Below are 18,253 nucleotides of genomic sequence, written 5' to 3' on the forward strand. Positions count from 1 at the left end.
ACAGGTCAGATTCGCCGCACCCGGTGCGGCGAGTTGGGGAGTGTCCCCACATTAAGGGCGGGCATTGTAGCGCCGCGGCGAAGGGGAGTAAATATCAGATGGGTATCTTTCAGTATGGCTAATTTGTTTGCCATTTTTAACCTGGGCAGTGCTCACACTGACAGCACTAATAACGCCTGGCGGGATAGGCGCTATGGAGTTTCCCGGGTTGCGGCGTAAACGCCTTACCCGGGATATGGATTGCAGATGACGGTGAAGTTGTAGCCCGGCCAGGCGCAGCGCGAGCCGGGAAGAGGCTCACTACGCCAGTCGGCAGGCGTCCGCTTCCCAGCGATAGCCAACGCCATACACCGCGCGGATAAACGACTGCTCGGCGTCCAGCGCCTCCAGTTTGCGCCGCAGGTTTTTGATGTGGCTGTCGATGGTGCGGTCGGTCACTACCCGATAATCGTCATACAGATGGTTGAGAAGCTGTTCGCGGGAGAAGACCTTGCCCGGCTCCTGGGAGAGGGTTTTCAGCAGCCGGAACTCGGCGGGAGTGAGGTCCAGCAGCTTGTCGCGCCAGGAGGCCTGAAAACGACTCTCGTCGACAATCAGCGGGCTCTGGGCATCCAGCGCCAGCAGATCGCGCTGCGGCTTGCAGCGACGCAGGATAGTTTTCACCCGGGCGACCACTTCCCGCGGGCTGTAGGGCTTGCAGATATAGTCGTCGGCGCCAATCTCCAGCCCCAGCAGGCGGTCGATCTCTTCGATTTTCGCCGTCACCATCACCACCGGAACGTCGGAGAAGCGGCGAATTTCCCGGCACAGGGTCAGGCCGTCGGTGCCGGGCAGCATCAGGTCCAGCAGGATCAGGTGCGGCGGCGTCTGCCGGACGTAGGGCAGGACCTTGTCGCCGTGGTTGATCAGCGTAGGCGCGTAGCCCGCCGCCTGCAGATAATCAATCAGCAGCTGGCCGAGCTTGGGTTCATCTTCCACGATAAGAATGCGTGGGGTGTTTTCATCTACAGACAATTCAGTCATACGTCTCTCGGTAAATCATGTTCCAGAGGTAACTCAACTTTAATGCTAACCCCGCCAAAAGGCGAATGGTCGGCACGCAGGGTGCCGCCGTGGGCTGCCACAATATTCAGGCAAATCGCCAGCCCGAGGCCGGATCCGCCGCTGGCGCGGTTGCGCGATCCTTCCGCGCGGTAAAAGCGTTCACACAGGCGGGCCAGCTGTTCATCGCTGACGCCGGGGGCGCTGTCGGCAAAGTCGATGACCAGCATCCGGCCGCTGCGGCGGGCGGTGATCTGCAGGCTGCCGCCGCTGTCGGTATAGCGCAGGCTGTTCTCCAGCAGATTGTTAAAGAGCTGCATTAGCCGGTCGCGGTCGCCGAAAATCATCGCCTGCTCCGGGAGCGACACCTGAATGCTCAGCTGCCGGCTGGCGAAGCGCTCGCGGAAGGCGCCTGCGGCGACCTCCAGCAGGGTGATGATATCCAGCGAAGTTTTCTGGTAGGCCAGCGCCCCCTCATCGGACATCGACAGCTGGTGGAGGTCGTCCACCAGCTTGGTGAGGGTGGCTACCTCGGCCTGCAGGGAGGGAATAGACTCAGGGGTAAAGCGCCGCACCCCGTCCTGAATCGCCTCCAGCTCGCCGCGCAGCACCGCCAGCGGGGTGCGCAGCTCGTGGGAGATATCGGCCATTAGATCGCGACGCATCTGCTGGTTGCGCTCAAGCGTGCTGGCGAGCTGGTTAAAATCCTGTGCCAGACGGCCGAGCTCATCGCTGCCGGTCACCGTCACGCGGGTGGAAAAATCACCGGCCGCCAGCTTGTGGGTGCCTTCCACCAGTCGCTTCACCGGCGCCAGCAGGCCGCGGGCCAGCGGGAAGGTGGCCAGCGCGGCAAGCAGGGTGGCAAGGGCGACAATCAGCCAGCTGGTGCGCTTCTGCTGCCGGTCAAAATTAATATCGGTATTGCGCGTCAGCCGCTCCACCGGCGAGGCGATCACTTTGCCGACTTCGACGCCGTTGACCACAATGCTGCGCTGGGTGCCGTCCTCCGGCACGCGCTCACGCGGCCCCACCAGCACGCGGCCAGACTGATCGACCACCCAGAACATGGTGCGCCAGCCGTGGGGCGGCATTTCCGGCCTCGGACGTGCGTCGTCACGCGGGCCGTCGGGCGGCCCATCCGGCGGCGGCCCGTCCGGACCGGCGCCAGGCGCTTCCATCGGCCCCGGCTTCATCGCGTGCCCCGGCGGCGAACGGTCGTCATTATCCCGTTCGAAGGTGCGCAGCAGCTGGAAGATAAAACGGTCGTTGTTGCGCAGAAACGCCCAGCTGCCGTGCTGGGCGTACTGCTCGCTCAGCGCGTCGCCAAGCATGGTTAACCGCTGTTCGTTGCCGCGCTTGATGTAATCGATAAATCCGCGTTCGAAACTAATGCGCACCGCCCAGTGCATGCTGATCAACAGCACGATACAGGTGGCGAAAATAGCAAGGAACAACTTACCGGTAATGCCCGGGCGCCAAAGTTTCACGATTCACTCCTGTTGCGTCGGCGGATAACGGTATTGCTGCCGACGTCATCCGGTACCCGGGAGAAAATGAGCGCCGGGAGGGCGATGATCGCCGCCATGCTCAGATAGGTATAGAGAAAGACCTGATGGGTGCTGGCGGCGTCGAGGCTCAGATGCTGTTGGCCGTAAAGCCCCAGCAGCATCCCGGCGATGGTCACGCCAATACTCATCGACAGCTGCATCACCATCGACAACAGACTGTTGCCGCTGCTCGCCAGATCGTCCGGCAGATCTTTCAGCGTCAGGGTATTCATCGAGGAGAAGCGACTGGAGTTGATCATGCCCTGTAAAAACAGGATCAGCGGCAGCACGTAATACCAGCCGGCAAGAGCGCTACACATAAACAGCAGGCTGACAGCGGCCAGGCCCAGGGTGCTGGCAACCAGTACCCGACGATAGCCAAAGTGGTTCACCACCTGAACCACGATCCGCTTCATACCCATGCTGCCGAGCACCATCGGGATCATCATCAGCCCGGCGTGAAAAGGGGAGAAGCCAAGGCCGATTTGCAGAAATACCGGCGTCATAAACGGCAGCATGCCGCTGCCGATACGACCGGTGAAGCTGCCGCTGAGGCCGAGGGAGAAGGTGCGGTTGCGAAACAGATCGAGACTGAACAGCGCCCGGGCGTTGTCGCGGGCATGCCACAGGTACAGCAGCAAGGCGCCGAGGCCAGTGGCCACCAGGCCTGCCAGCCACGACGACGACATGCCCAGCCCTTTCTGGCCGTCCAGCGCCAGGGTCAGGGTCGCCATCCCGGCGGCCAGCAGCACAAAGCCGGAGAGATCGAAGCGCAGGGTTTGCAGGGTGTAGTTGGGCATCAGGCAGAGAGTGGCGATCGCGCCGATGATCCCCACCGGGATGTTAATGAGGAAGATCCAGTGCCAGGAGGCGTACTCCACCAGCACCCCGCCCAGCGCCGGGCCGAGCAGCGGGCCAACCTGGCCCGGCAGGGTGACGAAAGTCATCGCCGCCATGTACTGATCGCGCGGGACGATCTTCATCACCGTCAGGCGACCCACTGGCACCATCATCGCCCCGCCGACCCCCTGCAGCACCCGCGCCATCACCAGCTGGTCGAGGGTGTTGGCCTGGGCGCAAAACAGCGACCCGGCGGTAAACAGCACGATGGCGGTGAAGAAGATATTGCGCACCCCGACCCGGTCGGCCAGCCAGCCGCTGGCCGGCAGCATGACCGCTACCGTCAGGACATAGGAGACAATGATCATATGCATATGCAGCGGGCTCTCCCCGAGGCTTTTGGCCATCGAGGGGAGGGCGGTGTTGACGATGGTGGTGTCCAGCGACTGCATAAAGAAGCCGAACGCCACTATCCATAGCTGCCAGCGCACGCTGGCCGGGAGGTCTGTCATGTTATTCGCTTACCGGTTGAGTGGAGTGACGCGAAAAACGCAGTCGCAGACGGTCAAAGAACAGATAGACCACCGGCGTGGTGTAGAGCGTTAACAGCTGGCTCATCACCAGACCGCCGACAATAGTGATCCCCAGCGGCTGGCGCAGCTCGGAGCCATCGCCTCCGGAGAGCACCAGCGGCAGGGCGCCGAACAGCGCCGCCAGGGTGGTCATCATAATCGGCCGAAAACGCAGCAGGCAGGCCTGGAAAATCGCCTCTTCCGGCGCCAGATTGCCGTTACGCTGCGCCTCAAGGGCAAAATCAACCATCATGATGGCGTTTTTCTTCACGATGCCAATTAATAACATGATCCCGATAAGGGCGATTAGGCTGAACGGGGCATCGAATATCTCCAGCGCCAGCAGGGCGCCGACCCCGGCGGAGGGCAGCGTCGAGAGAATGGTCAACGGATGCACGTAGCTCTCGTAGAGCATCCCCAGCACGATATAGACCGTGGCGATGGCCGCGAGGATCAGGATCACCTGCGCGTTCATGGTCTGCTGGAACACCTGAGCGGTACCGGCAAAGGAGCCGCGCACGCTCGACGGCACCCCGAGCTGGGTCATCGTGCGGTTAATGGCGTCGCTGGCTTCCGACAGCGAGCGGCCGGTGGGCAGGTTAAAGGAGATAGTGGATGCCGCCGACAGCCCCTGATGGTTGACCGACAGCGGGGCGTTGGCTGGCTGCCATTTGGCGAAATAAGCCAGCGGGATCGGCTTACCCTCGCTGTTGATGACAAACATCTTGTCCAGGGCGCTGACGTCCTGGGTGTAGACCGGATCCACTTCCATCACCACCTTATACTGGTTGAGCGGCTGGTAGATGGTGGAGATCTGCCGCTGGCCGAAGGCGTTGTTCAGCAGGTTGTTGGCGTCCTGGACGCTGATGCCGAGGCGCGACATGGTATCCCGGTCGTAAACCAGGTCCATTTCGGCGCCATTGTCCTGCTGATCCGAGTTGACGTCCGCCAGCTCAGGCAGCGCCGCCAGCGCTTTGCGGATCTTCGGCTCCCATTCGCGCAGCGCCGACAGGTCGTCAGACAGCAGGGTGTACTGGTAGCTGGCGTTCGACTGCCGGCCGCCGACGCGAATATCCTGCACCGCCATCAGGAACAGGTTGGCCCCGGGCTCGTTGGCCAGCTTTTTGCGCAGCCGGTCGATCACCTGCTGCGCCGTCTCGTGGCGCTGGTCGCGCGGCTTGAGGGTGATAAACATCATCCCGCTGTTGACCCGCGAGCCGCCGGTGAAGCCGGTGACGTTATCCACCGCCGGATCTTCGCGAATGATCTTCATAAAGTCCTGCAGCTTGCCGCGCATCGCCTGGAAGGAGATGCTCTGGTCGGCCTGAATGCCGCCCATTAGCACCCCGGTGTCCTGCTCCGGGAAGAAGGTTTTCGGGATCGAAATGTAGAGCCAGACGCTGAGGGCGATAGTGCCCAGCACCACCAGCCCGGTCAGCCGGCTATGCTTGAGCACCCATTTTAACGACTTACCATAGCCGCCCTGCACGGCCACCAGCAGGCGGCCAAAGCCGCGATTGCGCGTCGGCTGATGGGGCTTACCGCTTTTCAGCAGCCAGCCGCACATCATCGGCGTCAGGGTAAGCGACACCGCCAGCGAGATGCCGATCGCCACCGACAGGGTGACGGCGAACTCGCGCAGCAGACGGCCGGGCAGGCCGCCCATCAGCAGCAGCGGCAGGAACACCGCCACCAGCGACAGGCTCATCGACAGCACGGTAAAGCCGACCTCGCGGCTCCCCTGTAGCGCCGCCTGCAGGGGCTTCATCCCCGCCTCCAGATGGCGGGAGATATTCTCCAGCACCACGATGGCGTCATCGACCACGAAGCCGGTGGCGATGGTCAGGGCCATCAGCGACAGGTTATTGAGGCTGAAACCGCACAAATACATCGCGGCGAAGGTACCGATTAAGGAAACCGGGACGGCGACGGCCGGGATCAGCGTGGCGCGCCCGGAACGCAGGAACAGGAACACCACGAGGATCACCAGCGCCACCGAAATCACCAGCGTCTGCTCCACCTCCTCCAGCGAGGCGCGGATGGTCGGCGAGCGGTCCTGGGCGATTTGCAGGTCGATGGCCGCCGGAATCGTCTGCTGCAGCTCCGGCAGGCGGGCGCGGATGCTGTCCACCGTCTGGATAATATTGGCTTCCGGCAGTTTGCGGATCATCAGCAGGATCGCCGGTTTGGCATTGGTCATCCCGGCGTTACGTACGTCCTGCACCGAATCCGAAACGGTGGCGACATCTCCCAGCCGCACCGCCGCGCCATTCTGGTAGTGGACGATCAGCGGCTGATAGTCGGCGGCGGTCTTCAGCTCATCGTTGGTCTGCACCTGCCAGCGGTGCGCGCTGTCCTCCAGCGCCCCCTGCGGTTTGCGCACGTTGGCGTCGCTGATGGCGGTGCGCACCGCGTCCAGCGACACGCCCTGATTGAACAGCGCCTGCGGGTTGAGGTCGACGCGCACCGCCGGCAGAGAGCTGCCGCCGACGTCGACATCACCCACGCCGTCGATCTGCGCGATGGCCTGCGCCAGCTGGGTGGAGGCGAAATCATACAGCTCACCCTGGGAGTAGGTGTCCGAGGTCAGCGTCAGGATCATGATCGGCGCATCCGACGGGTTGGCTTTGCGGTAGGTCGGCCGGCTGGGCATCCCGCTTGGCAGCAGGCTTTGCGCGGCGTTGATCGCCGCCTGAACGTCGCGCGCCGCGCCGTTGATATCGCGGTCGAAGTTAAACTCAAGAATGATGCGGGTACTGCCCAGCGAACTGGAGGAGGTCATCTCATTGACCCCGGCAATCCGTCCCAGGGAGCGTTCCAGCGGGGTGGCCACCGACGAGGCCATGGTTTCCGGCGAAGCCCCCGGCAGCGAGGCGCTAACCATGATTACCGGGAAGTCCACCTGCGGCAGCGGGGCTACCGGCAGCAGCCGGAAGCCGAGAATGCCGCACAGGGTGATGGCCAGCGAGATGAGGATCGTCGCCACCGGGCGGTAAATGAAGAGGGCAAAAAACTTCACTTACGCCTCCTCTTCCTGACGCGGGAAGCGGCGCTTCAGGTGCAGCGACAGGCGGTCAAACAGCAGATAGATCACCGGGGTGGTGAACAGGGTCAGCACCTGGCTGAGCATCAGACCGCCGACCATGCCGATCCCCAGCGGACGCCGCAGCTCGGCGCCGACCCCGGTGCTCAGCATCAGCGGCAGGGCGCCGAGCAGGGCGGCGAGGGTGGTCATCAGGATCGGCCGAAAACGCAGCAGACAGGCCTGGTAGATCGCTTCCCGCGGCGGCATGCCCTGCTCGCGTTCAGCGGCCAGCGCGAAGTCGATCATCATGATGGCGTTCTTCTTCACGATGCCGATCAGCAGGATGATGCCGATAATAGCGATCACGTCCAGCTCGCTGCCCGCCAGCCACAGCGCCAGCAGCGCCCCGACCCCGGCGGTGGGCAGGGTGGAGAGGATCGTGATCGGATGGATAAAGCTCTCATACAGCACCCCCAGCACGATATACATCGCCACCACCGCGGCGACCACCAGCCAGACGGTGCTGCCGAGCGCCGACTGGAAGGCCAGCGAGCTGCCCTGGAACTGGGTGCGGATATCGGTCGGGAAATCCAGCGACTGTTCGGCGGCGAGGATCGCCTCCACCGCTTCGCCCAGCGAGTAGTTGTCCGGGACGTTGAACGAGATGGTGGTCACCGGGAACTGATCGAGGTGGTTCACCGACAGCGGGGTAAAGCGCTGCTCCACCGAGGCGATGGCGGTCAGCGGCACGATACCGCCGTCGCTGCTGGTCAGGCGGATATTATCCAGCGCCGCCAGGCCCGGCGTCGCCTCGGTATCCTGCTCGAGCACCACGCGATACTGATTTGCCTGAGTGTAAATGGTGGAGATCAGCCGCTGGCCGAAGGCGTTGTACAGCGCGTTATCCACATCGGCCATTGAGATGCCGAGGCGGCTGGCGCTGTCGCGATCCACCTTGATATACGCAGCCAGGCCCTTGTCCTGCCAGTCGCTGCTGACGTCGGCCAGCTGCGGCTGGGCCTGCAGGCGGCTGAGCAGCGGCGGCACCCAGGTGCTCAGCGCCTCCAGGGAGTTCGCCTGCAGGGTGAACTGATACTGGGTGCGGCTCACCGTGGTGTCGATGGTCAAATCCTGGGTCGGCTGCAGGTAGAGCGCTACGCCCGGAACGCCGGCCACCGCCTGCTGCAGGCGGCCGATCACCATCTGGACGCGGTCGTCGCGATCGTCGAGCGGTTTGAGGTTGATCTGCAGACGGGCGCTGTTCAGCGCCGGGTTGGTGCCGTCGACGCCCACAAATGAGGTCAGGCTTTCCACCGCCGGATCCTTAAGGATAATGCTGGCCACCTGCCGCTGGCGCTCGGCCATGCTGGCGAAAGAGACCGACTGCGGCGCCTGGAGGGTGCCCTGAATAATGCCGTTATCCTGGATCGGGAAGAAGCCTTTCGGGATAAAGACCCAGAGGATAATCGACAGCGCCAGGGTACTCAGCGCGACGCTGAGCGTCAGCCACGGATGGTTCAGCACCCGGCTCAGCCAGCGGCCGTAGACGGCGATCACCCGTTCGAAGAAACGCTCGCTGGCACGCGAGAAACGGTTCTGTTTGCGCAGCGATTCGTGGCTTAACATGCGGGCGCACATCATCGGCGTCAGAGTCAGGGAGACCACCGCCGAAATGAGAATAGCGACGGCAAGGGTGACGGCGAATTCGCGGAACAGGCGGCCGACGATATCGCCCATAAACAGCAGCGGGATCAGCACCGCGATCAGCGAGAAGGTGAGGGAGATAATGGTGAAGCCGATTTCCCCCGCGCCTTTCAGTGCGGCGGCCAGCGGCTTCTCGCCTTTTTCGATATAACGCGAGATGTTCTCGATCACCACGATGGCGTCATCCACCACAAAGCCGGTGGCGATGGTCAGGGCCATCAGCGTCAGGTTGTTGATCGAGAAGTCGAGGAACACCATTACCGCGAAGGTGCCCACCAGCGACAGCGGCACCGCGACGCCGGGAATGATGGTCGCCGGGACGTTGCGCAGGAACAGATAGATGATCATCACCACCAGGGCGATGGCCAGCATCAGCTCAAACTGGGTGTCGTGTACCGAGGCGCGAATGTTGGTGGTCCGGTCGGAGAGCACCTGCACCTTCACCGATTTCGGCAGACTTTCGGTAAGCTGCGGCAGCATCTGGCGAATGCTGTCGGCGGTGTCGATGATGTTGGCTCCCGGCTGGCGCTGGACGTTCATCACGATGGCCCGCTGCTGGTTGGCCCACGCCCCCAGCCAGCTGTTTTCGGCGCCTTGCTCGACGCTGGCGACATCGCCGAGACGGATCGGCGCCCCGTTCTGATAGGCGATAATCAGGCGGCGATAATCCTCCGCCGACTGCATCTGATCGTTAGCGGAAAGCGTCACCGCCCGGGCCGGGCCGTCGAGGCTGCCTTTCGCGGAGTTAACGTTGGCGCTGGTGATAGCGGTGCGCACGGTTTCGCTGGTCAGGCCGAGGGCGGCGATGGCCTGGGCGTTAAGCTTCACCCGCACCGCCGGGCGCTGGCCGCCGGCGAGGGTCACCAGACCGACGCCGGAGACCTGGGAGATTTTCTGCGCCACCCGGGTCTCCACCATATCCTCCACCTGGGTCATCGGAATGGCGGAAGAAGTGACGGCGAGGGTCATGATCGGCGGATCCGCCGGGTTCACCTTGCTGTAGACCGGCGGGTTGGGCAGATCGCTCGGCAGCAGGTTGGTGGCGGCGTTAATCGCCGCCTGCACTTCCTGCTCGGCGACGTCCAGCGGCAGGGTCAGCTGGAACTGCAGCGTGACTACCGAGGCGCCACCGGAGCTTTGCGACGACATCTGTTTGAGGCCGGACATCTGGCCGAACTGGCGCTCCAGCGGGGCGGTGATGGCGGAGGTCACCACGTCCGGGCTGGCGCCCGGATAGAGGGTAACCACCTGGATGGTCGGGTAATCAACCTCCGGTAACGCAGAGACCGGCAGAAAGCGGTAGCCGATGATCCCGGCCAGCAGGATAGCCACCATCAGCAAAGTGGTGGCGACCGGACGCATAATAAACAGCCGGGAGGGGCCGCCGGTGCGGCCTGGGGGTAACACCTGCATCAGGAACGCGCTCCGTGTTTACCGCTCTGGCGCGGGGCAGGCTGTGCCTGCTCGCCGCTGCTGGCGGTGACGACTTCCACCTTCGCCCCTTCGGTCAGGCGGTCGATTCCGTCGGTGACCACGCGATCGCCGGCGGAAAGCCCGGCGCTGATCACGACTTTCTGGCTGTCCTGGATCCCCGGCGTGACGCTGTGTTTGCTGACTTTATTCTCATCGTTCAGTACCCACACGAAATGCCCTTCGTTACCCATTTGCAGGGCGGCGGCAGGGATCACCACCGCGTTCTGCTGGGTATCCACCAGCAGGCGGGCGTTAACAAACTGGTTAGGGAACAGCGCGTCGTCCAGGTTGCTGAAGCGCGCCTTCAGCTTGATGGTTCCGGTGGTGGCATCGATCTGGTTGTCGAGACTCAGCAGCTCGCCGACGCTGATTTTCTGCTTATTAGTGCGATCCCAGGCTTCGACGCTGAGCGTTTTGCCCGCTTTCTGCGCCTGTACCACCGTGGCGATGCTGTTTTCCGGCAGGGTAAAGACCACGTCGATCGGGTGCGTCTGGGTGAGAACCACGATCCCGGTGGTGTCCCCACTGGATATCTGGTTGCCGATATCCACCTGCTTTAAGCCCACGCGGCCGTCAATCGGCGCGGTGATGCGCGTCCAGTCCAGCTGCAGCTGGGCGCTGGCGACGGCCGCTTCATCGGCCTTCACGGTGCCGGCGGATTCCACCACCAGCGACTGCTGGGTGTCGAGCTCCTGGCGCGAGATCAGGTTGGTTTTCACCAGTTGCTGGTAGCGGGCAAGATCGCGGCGGGCGTTGGCGAGGGTGGCGTTATCTTTCGCCAGCTGGCCCTGCGCCTGGGCGAGGGCGACTTTAAACTGACTGGGGTCGATCTGCGCCAGCAGGTCGCCGGCTTTCACCTGCTGCCCTTCCTGAAAATGAAGGCTCAGCAACTGACCATCGACCCGGCTGCGGACGGTCACCGTATTGGCCGCTGTCACGGTACCCAGGCCGGTAAGATAGCGTGGGACCGCTTCTTCGGTGGCGGTGGCCGCCTGCACCGGCGCCAGCGCGCCGCCAAAGCGGCCATGGCGTGCGCCACCCGGCCCCTGTGGACCTTGCCCGGCGGCGGGGGGCCCGCTGCTGCTCGTCCCACGATCGTGCCAGAACCAGTAGGCGGCCCCGGCGATAATCACTACCGCCAGCGCGGCGCCCCAACGACGTATGTTACTGCCTTTCATTAGTTTACGGTCTCATCCTGAAGCGTTTCGCTGAATGATACTAGTTTAGTGAGGGAAGGGGCCGTAAAAATGGAGGAATTATGAAAAGAAGGTTGAGAAATGTCTGGATAACCACCGCGACGCCGGGCGGTCTCGTTGTCGATTTCCGGGGTGATATCAACTTTTAGTTTAAAAAAGCAAAAAACAGTTGTATCCGGAGAGGCTTTAATTAGATTTATGCGGTGAATAAATCAGTGCATTCCCATAATAATAACAGATGTACTTTAAAATCAACGTGTTAAATAATCAGGGGTCATTGCTGTGGCAAACGCAAACAAACTCACGCTCTTCATCGTCATCTTTATGCTGATGGGGATCCTCTCCGGCGCGGCTATCCATGCCTATGCGACGCCGACCACCATCTCCGCCTGGGCGGATAACATTACGCTGCTGACCGATCTGTTTCTGCGGTTGATCAAAATGGTCATCGCACCGTTGGTGTTCAGCACCCTGACGGTCGGTATTATGCGTCTCGGCGAGACGGCGACCATTGGCCGGGTGGGCGGTAAGGCGATGGTGTGGTTTATCACCTCGTCGGTGTTATCCATTCTCGTTGGGTTGGTGATCGTCACCTTTCAGCACCCGGGCAGCGGGTTAAACCTGGCGGTGCCGAAAGAGGCCGTGGATACCGGCCTGGCGGTCAGCGGCATGAGCCTGAAAGGGTTCTTGTCGCATACCATCCCCACCAGCATCACTGAGGCGATGGCTAACAACGAGATCCTGCAGATCGTGGTGTTCTCGATGTTCTTTGGCATCGCCGGCGCGTCGCTGGGCGAGAAGTTTAATGCTCCGCTGGTGGCGGCCCTCAACGTGGTGTCGCACATTATGCTGAAGGTGACGGGCTATGTGATGTATGTTGCGCCGCTGGCTATCTTCGCCGCTATCTCCTCAGTGATTGCCTCGCAGGGGCTGGGGATCCTGCTCAACTACGCTTCGTTCATCGGCGGCTACTATCTGGCGGTGCTGTTAACCAGCGCGGTACTGATTGCCGTCGGTTATATGGTGCTGAAAAAAGAGGTTTTCCGTCTGCTGAATATGCTGAAGGATCCGGTGCTGGTAGCCTTTACCACCAGCAGCTCGGAAGCGGCCTACCCGAAAACGCTTGAGCGCCTGGTGAAGTTTGGCTGCTCACGCAATATCGTCTCGTTCGTCCTGCCGATTGGCTACTCGTTTAACCTCGTTGGTTCGATGGTCTACTGCTCCTTCGCGGCGATGTTTATCGCCCAGGCCTATAACGTGCCGCTGAGCTTTAGCGAGATTACGGTCATGATGCTGACCCTGATGCTGGCCTCGAAAGGCATCGCCGGGGTTCCGCGCTCGGCGCTGGTGGTCCTGGCGGCGACGATCCCCAGCTTCAATATTCCGGTCGCCGGGATCCTGCTGCTGATGGGTATCGACCATTTCCTCGACATGGGGCGCTCCGCCATTAATGTGTTGGGTAACGGCATCGCCACCGCGATGCTGTCGAAAAACGAAGGTCTGCTGACAGACGAGGACGTCCAGCCGGACTGGGAAGCCGAGAAAGCGGAAGCCTGATTTTGCCGCGCTTTCCTTGAGGGCGCTATTCCACGCAGAAAAAAAGACCCCTGACAGGCACGTCAGGGGCAATGTGACGAAGTATCCGTTTTCCTCTTAAATAGTCTTTTTTCTTATATAAAAACGCGCGCGAACGTCTTTATATCGAGGAAGCGTCAGAGTTTAACGTTATGTCTGGCCGCGCTGGCGATTTTTTCGCATTCTGCTGTTATTTTCGGATTTTAGACAATATCATCTGGTGAATATCCTATTTTTGTGTTCGCTATTTTCCCTACCAGCGTTCACGTAGCAGATTCATAAACTGGAAAAAGTCGTGGTTATTATTCAGACGGTATTTTTCCATGATCTTATTTTTATGGTAGGCGGCAGTACGCGGCGTGACGCGCTGCAGAGCGGCGATTTTACTCATATCCAGCCCTTCCAGAATGCCGTGCACGACGGCGGTCTGCGATCGCGATAGCACGCGATGCGGGCAGCTGGCGCAGCTCAGTTCCCGGCTGGCGGCGTCAATCGCCAACGGATCCATACAATGCTGGAGCTCGCTTTTAATGATCGCCAGCAGCTGCGGAATACTGGCCGTTTTCAGCGAAACAAAAATGACTCCCTTCAGGCAATTGATCATGAAATCATCTTCCGGCAACTGCTCATAGCTGTGAAGGACGATCAGCGAGCTGCCTTTTTTCCTGTTCTTAATCAGCGAATTACACAGGTAAATTTCGCCGGGGATCACTTCATAAATAATGATGTCTTCGCCTGACAGGTCGTCGTTGCGCCAGGAAAAACGCGTCTGCATATCATCCCGGGTCAGGTCATTGACCATGGCGACCAGCGATTCACGTACAAAGGTATTGCGGGTATTAATAGTGACATTAATGTTTCTCATGGCGTTATTTCCTTATGCAAAAACATAACGCCATGCTGTGACCAATCCTCCGGGCGTATGCGGTGTGTTGACGGTATAAAAGTACCTGCAATAATTTTTTATTATTTTAAAGTGAATTATTTACGACGAGCGGAACGCTTGTCGTTAAAAGTAAATTTCTGCCGTCTCCTGTCTTTCAGATAGGAAATAAAGCTGTATACAGAGATGCTGAAGAAAAAAATGCATAGCAATAAAACTAACCACGTTTGCATGGCCATCGTTTTTACCTTGTTTGTGTTGCATGATCTCAGAATTTGCCACGAACGGCTAATACGTTTTGTTATATGCTTTTCTGTCCACTGAAAATCATACGACATCATCCTGATGTGGTAGCACTATAAGAAAGTTCTTAACAGCATCGTCAGTCTCATTCCTCTCATTTCTCTCAGAAAATGAGAAAAATTAACCCCGTCACGTGATTCCGGTCCTCAGCGCGCCGTCCATCAGGAAATAAAGGCCAGCCCCTTACCAAAGATCGCGCGTACGGGCAGGTGAATTCCCTGCTGGCGTGCCTTATGGCGCAGGCGGCTAATCACCACGTCGATGCGGTGCAGGTCAGGCTCGCTTTCGTGGGAAAACAGGCAGGCATGAAGCTCCAGTTTGCTGCACACTTCGTTGCGATTGCGCATTAACAGCTCCACCAGGCGATATTCTTGCTGGGTGAGCTCCAGCGTTCGGGCGTCGGGGGAGATAAGTTTATCCTCCTGCAGACGCCACAGCCCGGTGGCGGTGGATGGCGTGGTGTTGGCCACCTCGGTCTGGTGGGGTGCCGGACGGTCCTGCTCCATTCGGGCGCCGAGGGCGGTTAGCGTCTCCGCCAGATGAGCGAAATTAACCGGTTTAATCAGGTAGGCATCGGCCCCGAGGCTCAGCGCCTGCAGTTTATCCTGCTGCTGGCCGCGGGCGCTAACCACCACCAGCCCGTAGTGCCCCAGCTCATGCAGGTAGCTCAGCACGCTGAAACCATCCTCGCCGGGCAGACCAATATCAATCAGCACGATATCCACCGGATGGCTGTGTAGTTGCCGCCAGAAGGCTTCGGCGCTGCGCGAGCCCCACACCTCGAAGCCGCGATAGCCCAGCCAGGCCAGCAGTTCATCCAGCAGATCGGCGTTATCTTCAATTATCGCCAGCCGTAAAGCCATACGTCGTTCTCCTCTTAAGCAACCGTGGGGAGGGTGAGAATAAAGGTGCAGCCGTCCGGGCCATGCTCGGCCAGCCACAGTTTGCCATCATGAGCCTGCACGATCTGACGCGCAACATACAGTCCGAGACCGGTGCCGCCCGGCACCGGCGACGTGTGCTCGCCGCGGCGGTAGCGCTCAAAGATCAGTTCCGCTTGCCCGTCGGGCAGGCCCGGGCCGTGGTCGCGAATGCGCAGCTCGGTATGCCCGGCTTCGGAGCGGATATCGATGGCGATTTCACCGGGGGGCGAATACTTCACCGCGTTATCCAGCAGATTAGCGATGGCGATGCACAGCAGGCCGGCATCGGCCTGCAGCTGCGGGCTTTCCACCGCGCCGTAATGGCGGATGTTCAGGTAATGGTCGTGGGAGATGGCCACCACCGAGGCGGCCATGTTGATCACCGACAGCAGGGCGGAAAAGCGATCGAGGGTCATCTGGCCGCTGTCGTCCGTATACCACTGGACCGGAATATCAATGCCCACCTGGCGCGTTGTCGCCTGCGCCTGCGGGATAGCCAGCAGAAAGAGTAATCCACAGCTGGCCAGCCAGCCGGCCAGCAATCGCAGCCGGCGATGCCGCACTGCCGCCAAGATCGCAGACACCCTTTTCAATCACGCCCCCTTGCGGCATGCCAACGATACAGACCGCAGACGTCTGGCTACGGTATGGGTAATAGACCCCGGATGCGGGGAGAGTGGACAGGCCTGTCCGGACAAACAGGCCATTTTGCGTGGGAGCCCAGGAATATTCCAGCGTATTTTGCAGCGCCAGGATCAGGACAGACCTGCTGTGCGGCGACGGTGGGCTGGGGTTAGCGGAAAACCACCTGCGCCCAGCGGGCCAGCCCGGCGGTTACCGAGCCAAAATCATCGCCACCGGCCAGCGGAATACCCGGCAGCTGGGCGGCCAGCGCCTTTTTGATCAGCGGCGAGCGGGCGCTGCCGCCGGTAAGATAGATCACGTCCGGGGTGGTCTGGCTGCTGTCGAGCGCGAGCTGCACCTGTTCCATAATGCGGGTCAACGGTTGATCCAGCGCCGCTTCCAGTCCCTGCCGGGCAATAGCGGTGGCCAGATCGTCCTGAATAAATGGCAGCGCGGTTTCGACGCTGGCGGCGCTGGAGAGGGCGATTTTGCTCTCTTCGGCGCTGCGCACCAGACGATAGCTGAGACGCTGGCGCCAGACCTTCAGCAGCAGAGCCACCTTGTCGGCATCCCGGGCGCTGCGCAGCAGATCGTTAAGCAGACGGCCATTGGCGGTGCTGTAGAAATCGCTCTGCGCCGGCACGTCGTTGATCGCCACCGCGTTCCACCACGGGAGGATCGGCAGCGCGGTGCCTTTTTCCGTTTCGCCGCCCATGCCGAGGAGGGGCATCAGGCATTTGAAGGCCAGGGCAATGTCGAGATCGTTACCGCCGATGCGGCAGCCGCTGTGGCCGAGCAGGCTCTGCTGGCGGTCGGCGCGTTCCCGCCATTGCGGGCCCATCAGCAGCAGAGAGCAGTCGGTGGTTCCGCCGCCGATATCGACGACCAGCACCCGTTTTTCTTCATTGAGGGTCGCTTCGAAATCGAGCCCGGCGGCCACCGGTTCAAACTGGAAGACCACGTCGCGGAAACCGGCGCGGCGGGCGGCCCGCTCCAGGATGCCCTGCGCCTGGGCGTTCGCCTCGTCGCCGCCGAGGCCCTGGAAGTTAATCGGTCGGCCAATCACCGCCTGGTCGATGGGCTCGGGCAGCTGGCTTTCGGCCTGCAGCTTGATGTGCAGCATCATGGCGCAGACCAGGTCTTCAAACAACGCCACCTGCTGCGGCTTAAGCCCGCTGGCGCCGAGGAAGGATTTTGGCGATTTAACGAAGTAGACCTCTTCCGGATCCTCAACATACTGCTGTAGCGAGGCGAGGCCGAACTGCACGCTGTTGCGCAGTACTTCGATGTCTTCATCGCGGTTCGCGGCGATGGCCCGACGCAGCAGCGCCTGGTTTTCGTCGCTGTGGGTGGGCACGTCGTGATGGCGATAGAGCCACTCGCTAACCGCTTCGCGCGTTGGCGCGCAGAGCATCGAGGGCAGCAGCGCGCTGCCGTTTTCCAGCGTCAACAGCTGGGGTTTGTTTTCCCGCATCACGGCCACCGAACAGTTGGCGGTGCCGTAGTCAAAACCAATAAACATCGTCTGCAAAATCCCCATGCCGGTGAAGAAGGGGGGCGACTTTAGCGGATTGCCGCCATGCCGACAACCGGAATTTAAAAGCAAGGCGCCGATGGCCGTGGGCGACTATCATTGAAACGCTATATAAAGGAGAGCTTATGGTGTTGTTACCCTGGATCCCCCCCTACGACTGGGCGTGGATGGTTGGTTTTCTGCAGGCGCGTGCCGTCGCCGGCGTTGAGCGCTTTCATGATGGAGGCTATAGCCGCAGCTTTGCTGTGGCGGGCCATCGTGGTCTGATCCATCTGACGCCAGATGTAGAGGCGCAGGGCCTGCGGGTGACCCTTTCCCCGGGGCTGCAGCCGGTGGCGGAGATCTGCTATACGCGAATTGGCCGGCTGTTTGATCTGGCCTGCGATCCGCGGCAGGTCGCTTGCACGCTCGGCGGCCTGGCCGAGGCGCGGCCGGGGCTACGTCTGCCGGGGGCGCTGGATGCCTTCGAGCAGGCGGTGCGCGCGGTGCTGGGCCAGCTGGTGAGCGTGGCGATGGCCGCCCGGCTCACCGCCAAAGTGGCGGCAGGCTGGGGCGAACCGCTGGCGGAGGCGCCTGGCTATGTCTTGTTCCCGACGCCGGACATCTTGTCCCGGGTCGAACCGCAGGCGCTGAAGGCGCTGGGCATGCCGCTTCGACGCGCAGAGGCGCTGATCCATCTCGCCCGGGCGGCGCTCAGCGGCGAGTTGCCCCTGACCGCGCCGACGGACATCGACGCCGGGCTCAGGCAGTTGCAGACATTCCCCGGGATTGGCCGCTGGACGGCAAACTACTTTGCCCTGCGCGGCTGGCAGGCGAAGGATATCTTTTTGCCGGACGATTACCTGATTAAACAGCGCTTTCCGGGAATGACCCCGGCCATCATCGCCCGCTATGCCCGCCGCTGGCAGCCGATGCGATCCTATGCGCTGTTGCACATCTGGTATACCGATGACTGGACGCCGGTGGTGGAATAGCCGTCCGGGGCGCATACCACTGGTATCGGGACGCTGAAA

General features: G+C 61.2%; 12 protein-coding genes and 1 pseudogene. 2 read left to right on the top strand and 11 right to left on the bottom strand.

The genetic code is table 11. The features are described 5' to 3' along the window. Positions 1-300: 300 nt before the first annotated feature. The 6 genes from baeR to B8P98_RS09215 are packed head-to-tail and all read right to left on the bottom strand — an operon-like array spanning position 301 to position 11,380. Positions 301-1,023: an envelope stress response regulator BaeR gene (gene baeR, locus B8P98_RS09190; RefSeq protein ID WP_025712735.1), complete on the bottom strand. Its 723-nt coding sequence runs from the start codon at positions 1,021-1,023 to the stop codon at positions 301-303. Next, positions 1,020-2,528, bottom strand: a complete 1,509-nt coding sequence (baeS, locus tag B8P98_RS09195; RefSeq protein ID WP_025712734.1) for an envelope stress sensor histidine kinase BaeS — start codon at positions 2,526-2,528, stop codon at positions 1,020-1,022. The genes baeR and baeS overlap by 4 nt, the downstream gene beginning before the upstream one ends. Beyond that, positions 2,525-3,940, bottom strand: coding sequence for an MFS transporter (mdtD, locus tag B8P98_RS09200; RefSeq protein ID WP_095032894.1), 1,416 nt, complete (start codon positions 3,938-3,940; stop codon positions 2,525-2,527). Before mdtD ends, baeS begins: the two co-directional genes overlap by 4 nt. 1 nt (position 3,941) lies before the next feature. Further along, entirely contained in the window at positions 3,942-7,019 is a 3,078-nt protein-coding gene (gene mdtC, locus B8P98_RS09205) for a multidrug efflux RND transporter permease subunit MdtC (protein ID WP_095032895.1), read from the bottom strand. After that, entirely contained in the window at positions 7,020-10,142 is a 3,123-nt protein-coding gene (locus B8P98_RS09210) for an MdtB/MuxB family multidrug efflux RND transporter permease subunit (RefSeq protein WP_080897464.1), read from the bottom strand. It abuts the gene before it with no gap. Then, positions 10,142-11,380 carry an MdtA/MuxA family multidrug efflux RND transporter periplasmic adaptor subunit gene (locus tag B8P98_RS09215; protein ID WP_095032896.1) on the bottom strand — a complete coding sequence of 413 codons (1,239 nt, stop codon included), beginning with the start codon at positions 11,378-11,380 and terminating at the stop codon, positions 10,142-10,144. Before B8P98_RS09215 ends, B8P98_RS09210 begins: the two co-directional genes overlap by 1 nt. Before the next feature lie 342 nt (positions 11,381-11,722). Here B8P98_RS09215 and B8P98_RS09220 point away from each other — a divergent pair, with 342 nt between their 5' ends. Next, positions 11,723-12,955, top strand: coding sequence for a dicarboxylate/amino acid:cation symporter (locus B8P98_RS09220; RefSeq protein ID WP_227676603.1), 1,233 nt, complete (start codon positions 11,723-11,725; stop codon positions 12,953-12,955). Positions 12,956-13,226: 271 nt separating this feature from the next. On the opposite strand, the gene B8P98_RS09225 is transcribed toward B8P98_RS09220, so the two are convergent. The 5 genes and pseudogenes from B8P98_RS09225 to yegD form a co-directional block, all read right to left on the bottom strand. Then, entirely contained in the window at positions 13,227-13,838 is a 612-nt protein-coding gene (locus tag B8P98_RS09225) for a helix-turn-helix transcriptional regulator (protein WP_095032897.1), read from the bottom strand. Between the two features lie 116 nt (positions 13,839-13,954). After that, entirely contained in the window at positions 13,955-14,095 is a 141-nt protein-coding gene (locus B8P98_RS31800) for a small membrane protein (protein WP_042929430.1), read from the bottom strand. Between the two features lie 225 nt (positions 14,096-14,320). Beyond that, positions 14,321-15,022, bottom strand: coding sequence for a response regulator transcription factor (locus B8P98_RS09230; RefSeq protein WP_095032898.1), 702 nt, complete (start codon positions 15,020-15,022; stop codon positions 14,321-14,323). A gap of 14 nt (positions 15,023-15,036) precedes the next feature. Beyond that, a pseudogene (locus B8P98_RS09235) lies at positions 15,037-15,480 on the bottom strand (sensor histidine kinase); the annotation flags it as partial. A 395-nt stretch (positions 15,481-15,875) separates the two neighbouring features. After that, complete coding sequence (yegD, locus tag B8P98_RS09240; RefSeq protein ID WP_095032899.1) at positions 15,876-17,228, bottom strand: molecular chaperone; 1,353 nt, start codon at positions 17,226-17,228, stop codon at positions 15,876-15,878. A gap of 137 nt (positions 17,229-17,365) precedes the next feature. Between yegD and alkA the strand changes: the two genes are divergently transcribed. After that, on the top strand, positions 17,366-18,214 hold the full coding sequence (alkA, locus tag B8P98_RS09245; RefSeq protein ID WP_095032900.1) for a DNA-3-methyladenine glycosylase 2: 849 nt from the start codon (positions 17,366-17,368) through the stop codon (positions 18,212-18,214). Positions 18,215-18,253: the final 39 nt, after the last annotated feature.

The organism is Klebsiella quasivariicola, from assembly GCF_002269255.1.
In the GTDB taxonomy this organism is placed as follows: Bacteria; Pseudomonadota; Gammaproteobacteria; order Enterobacterales; family Enterobacteriaceae; genus Klebsiella; species Klebsiella quasivariicola.

Bases quoted from the DNA above. Each gene is read 5' to 3' on its own strand.
- baeR (WP_025712735.1), bottom strand. From the start codon at position 1,023: ATGACTGAATTGTCTGTAGATGAAAACACCCCACGCATTCTTATCGTG.
- mdtD (WP_095032894.1), bottom strand. From the start codon at position 3,940: ATGACAGACCTCCCGGCCAGCGTGCGCTGGCAGCTATGGATAGTGGCG.
- B8P98_RS09210 (WP_080897464.1), bottom strand. From the start codon at position 10,142: ATGCAGGTGTTACCCCCAGGCCGCACCGGCGGCCCCTCCCGGCTGTTT.
- B8P98_RS09215 (WP_095032896.1), bottom strand. From the start codon at position 11,380: ATGAAAGGCAGTAACATACGTCGTTGGGGCGCCGCGCTGGCGGTAGTG.
- B8P98_RS09220 (WP_227676603.1), top strand. From the start codon at position 11,723: ATGCTGATGGGGATCCTCTCCGGCGCGGCTATCCATGCCTATGCGACG.
- B8P98_RS09225 (WP_095032897.1), bottom strand. From the start codon at position 13,838: ATGAGAAACATTAATGTCACTATTAATACCCGCAATACCTTTGTACGT.
- B8P98_RS31800 (WP_042929430.1), bottom strand. From the start codon at position 14,095: ATGGCCATGCAAACGTGGTTAGTTTTATTGCTATGCATTTTTTTCTTC.
- B8P98_RS09230 (WP_095032898.1), bottom strand. From the start codon at position 15,022: ATGGCTTTACGGCTGGCGATAATTGAAGATAACGCCGATCTGCTGGAT.
- yegD (WP_095032899.1), bottom strand. From the start codon at position 17,228: ATGTTTATTGGTTTTGACTACGGCACCGCCAACTGTTCGGTGGCCGTG.
- alkA (WP_095032900.1), top strand. From the start codon at position 17,366: ATGGTGTTGTTACCCTGGATCCCCCCCTACGACTGGGCGTGGATGGTT.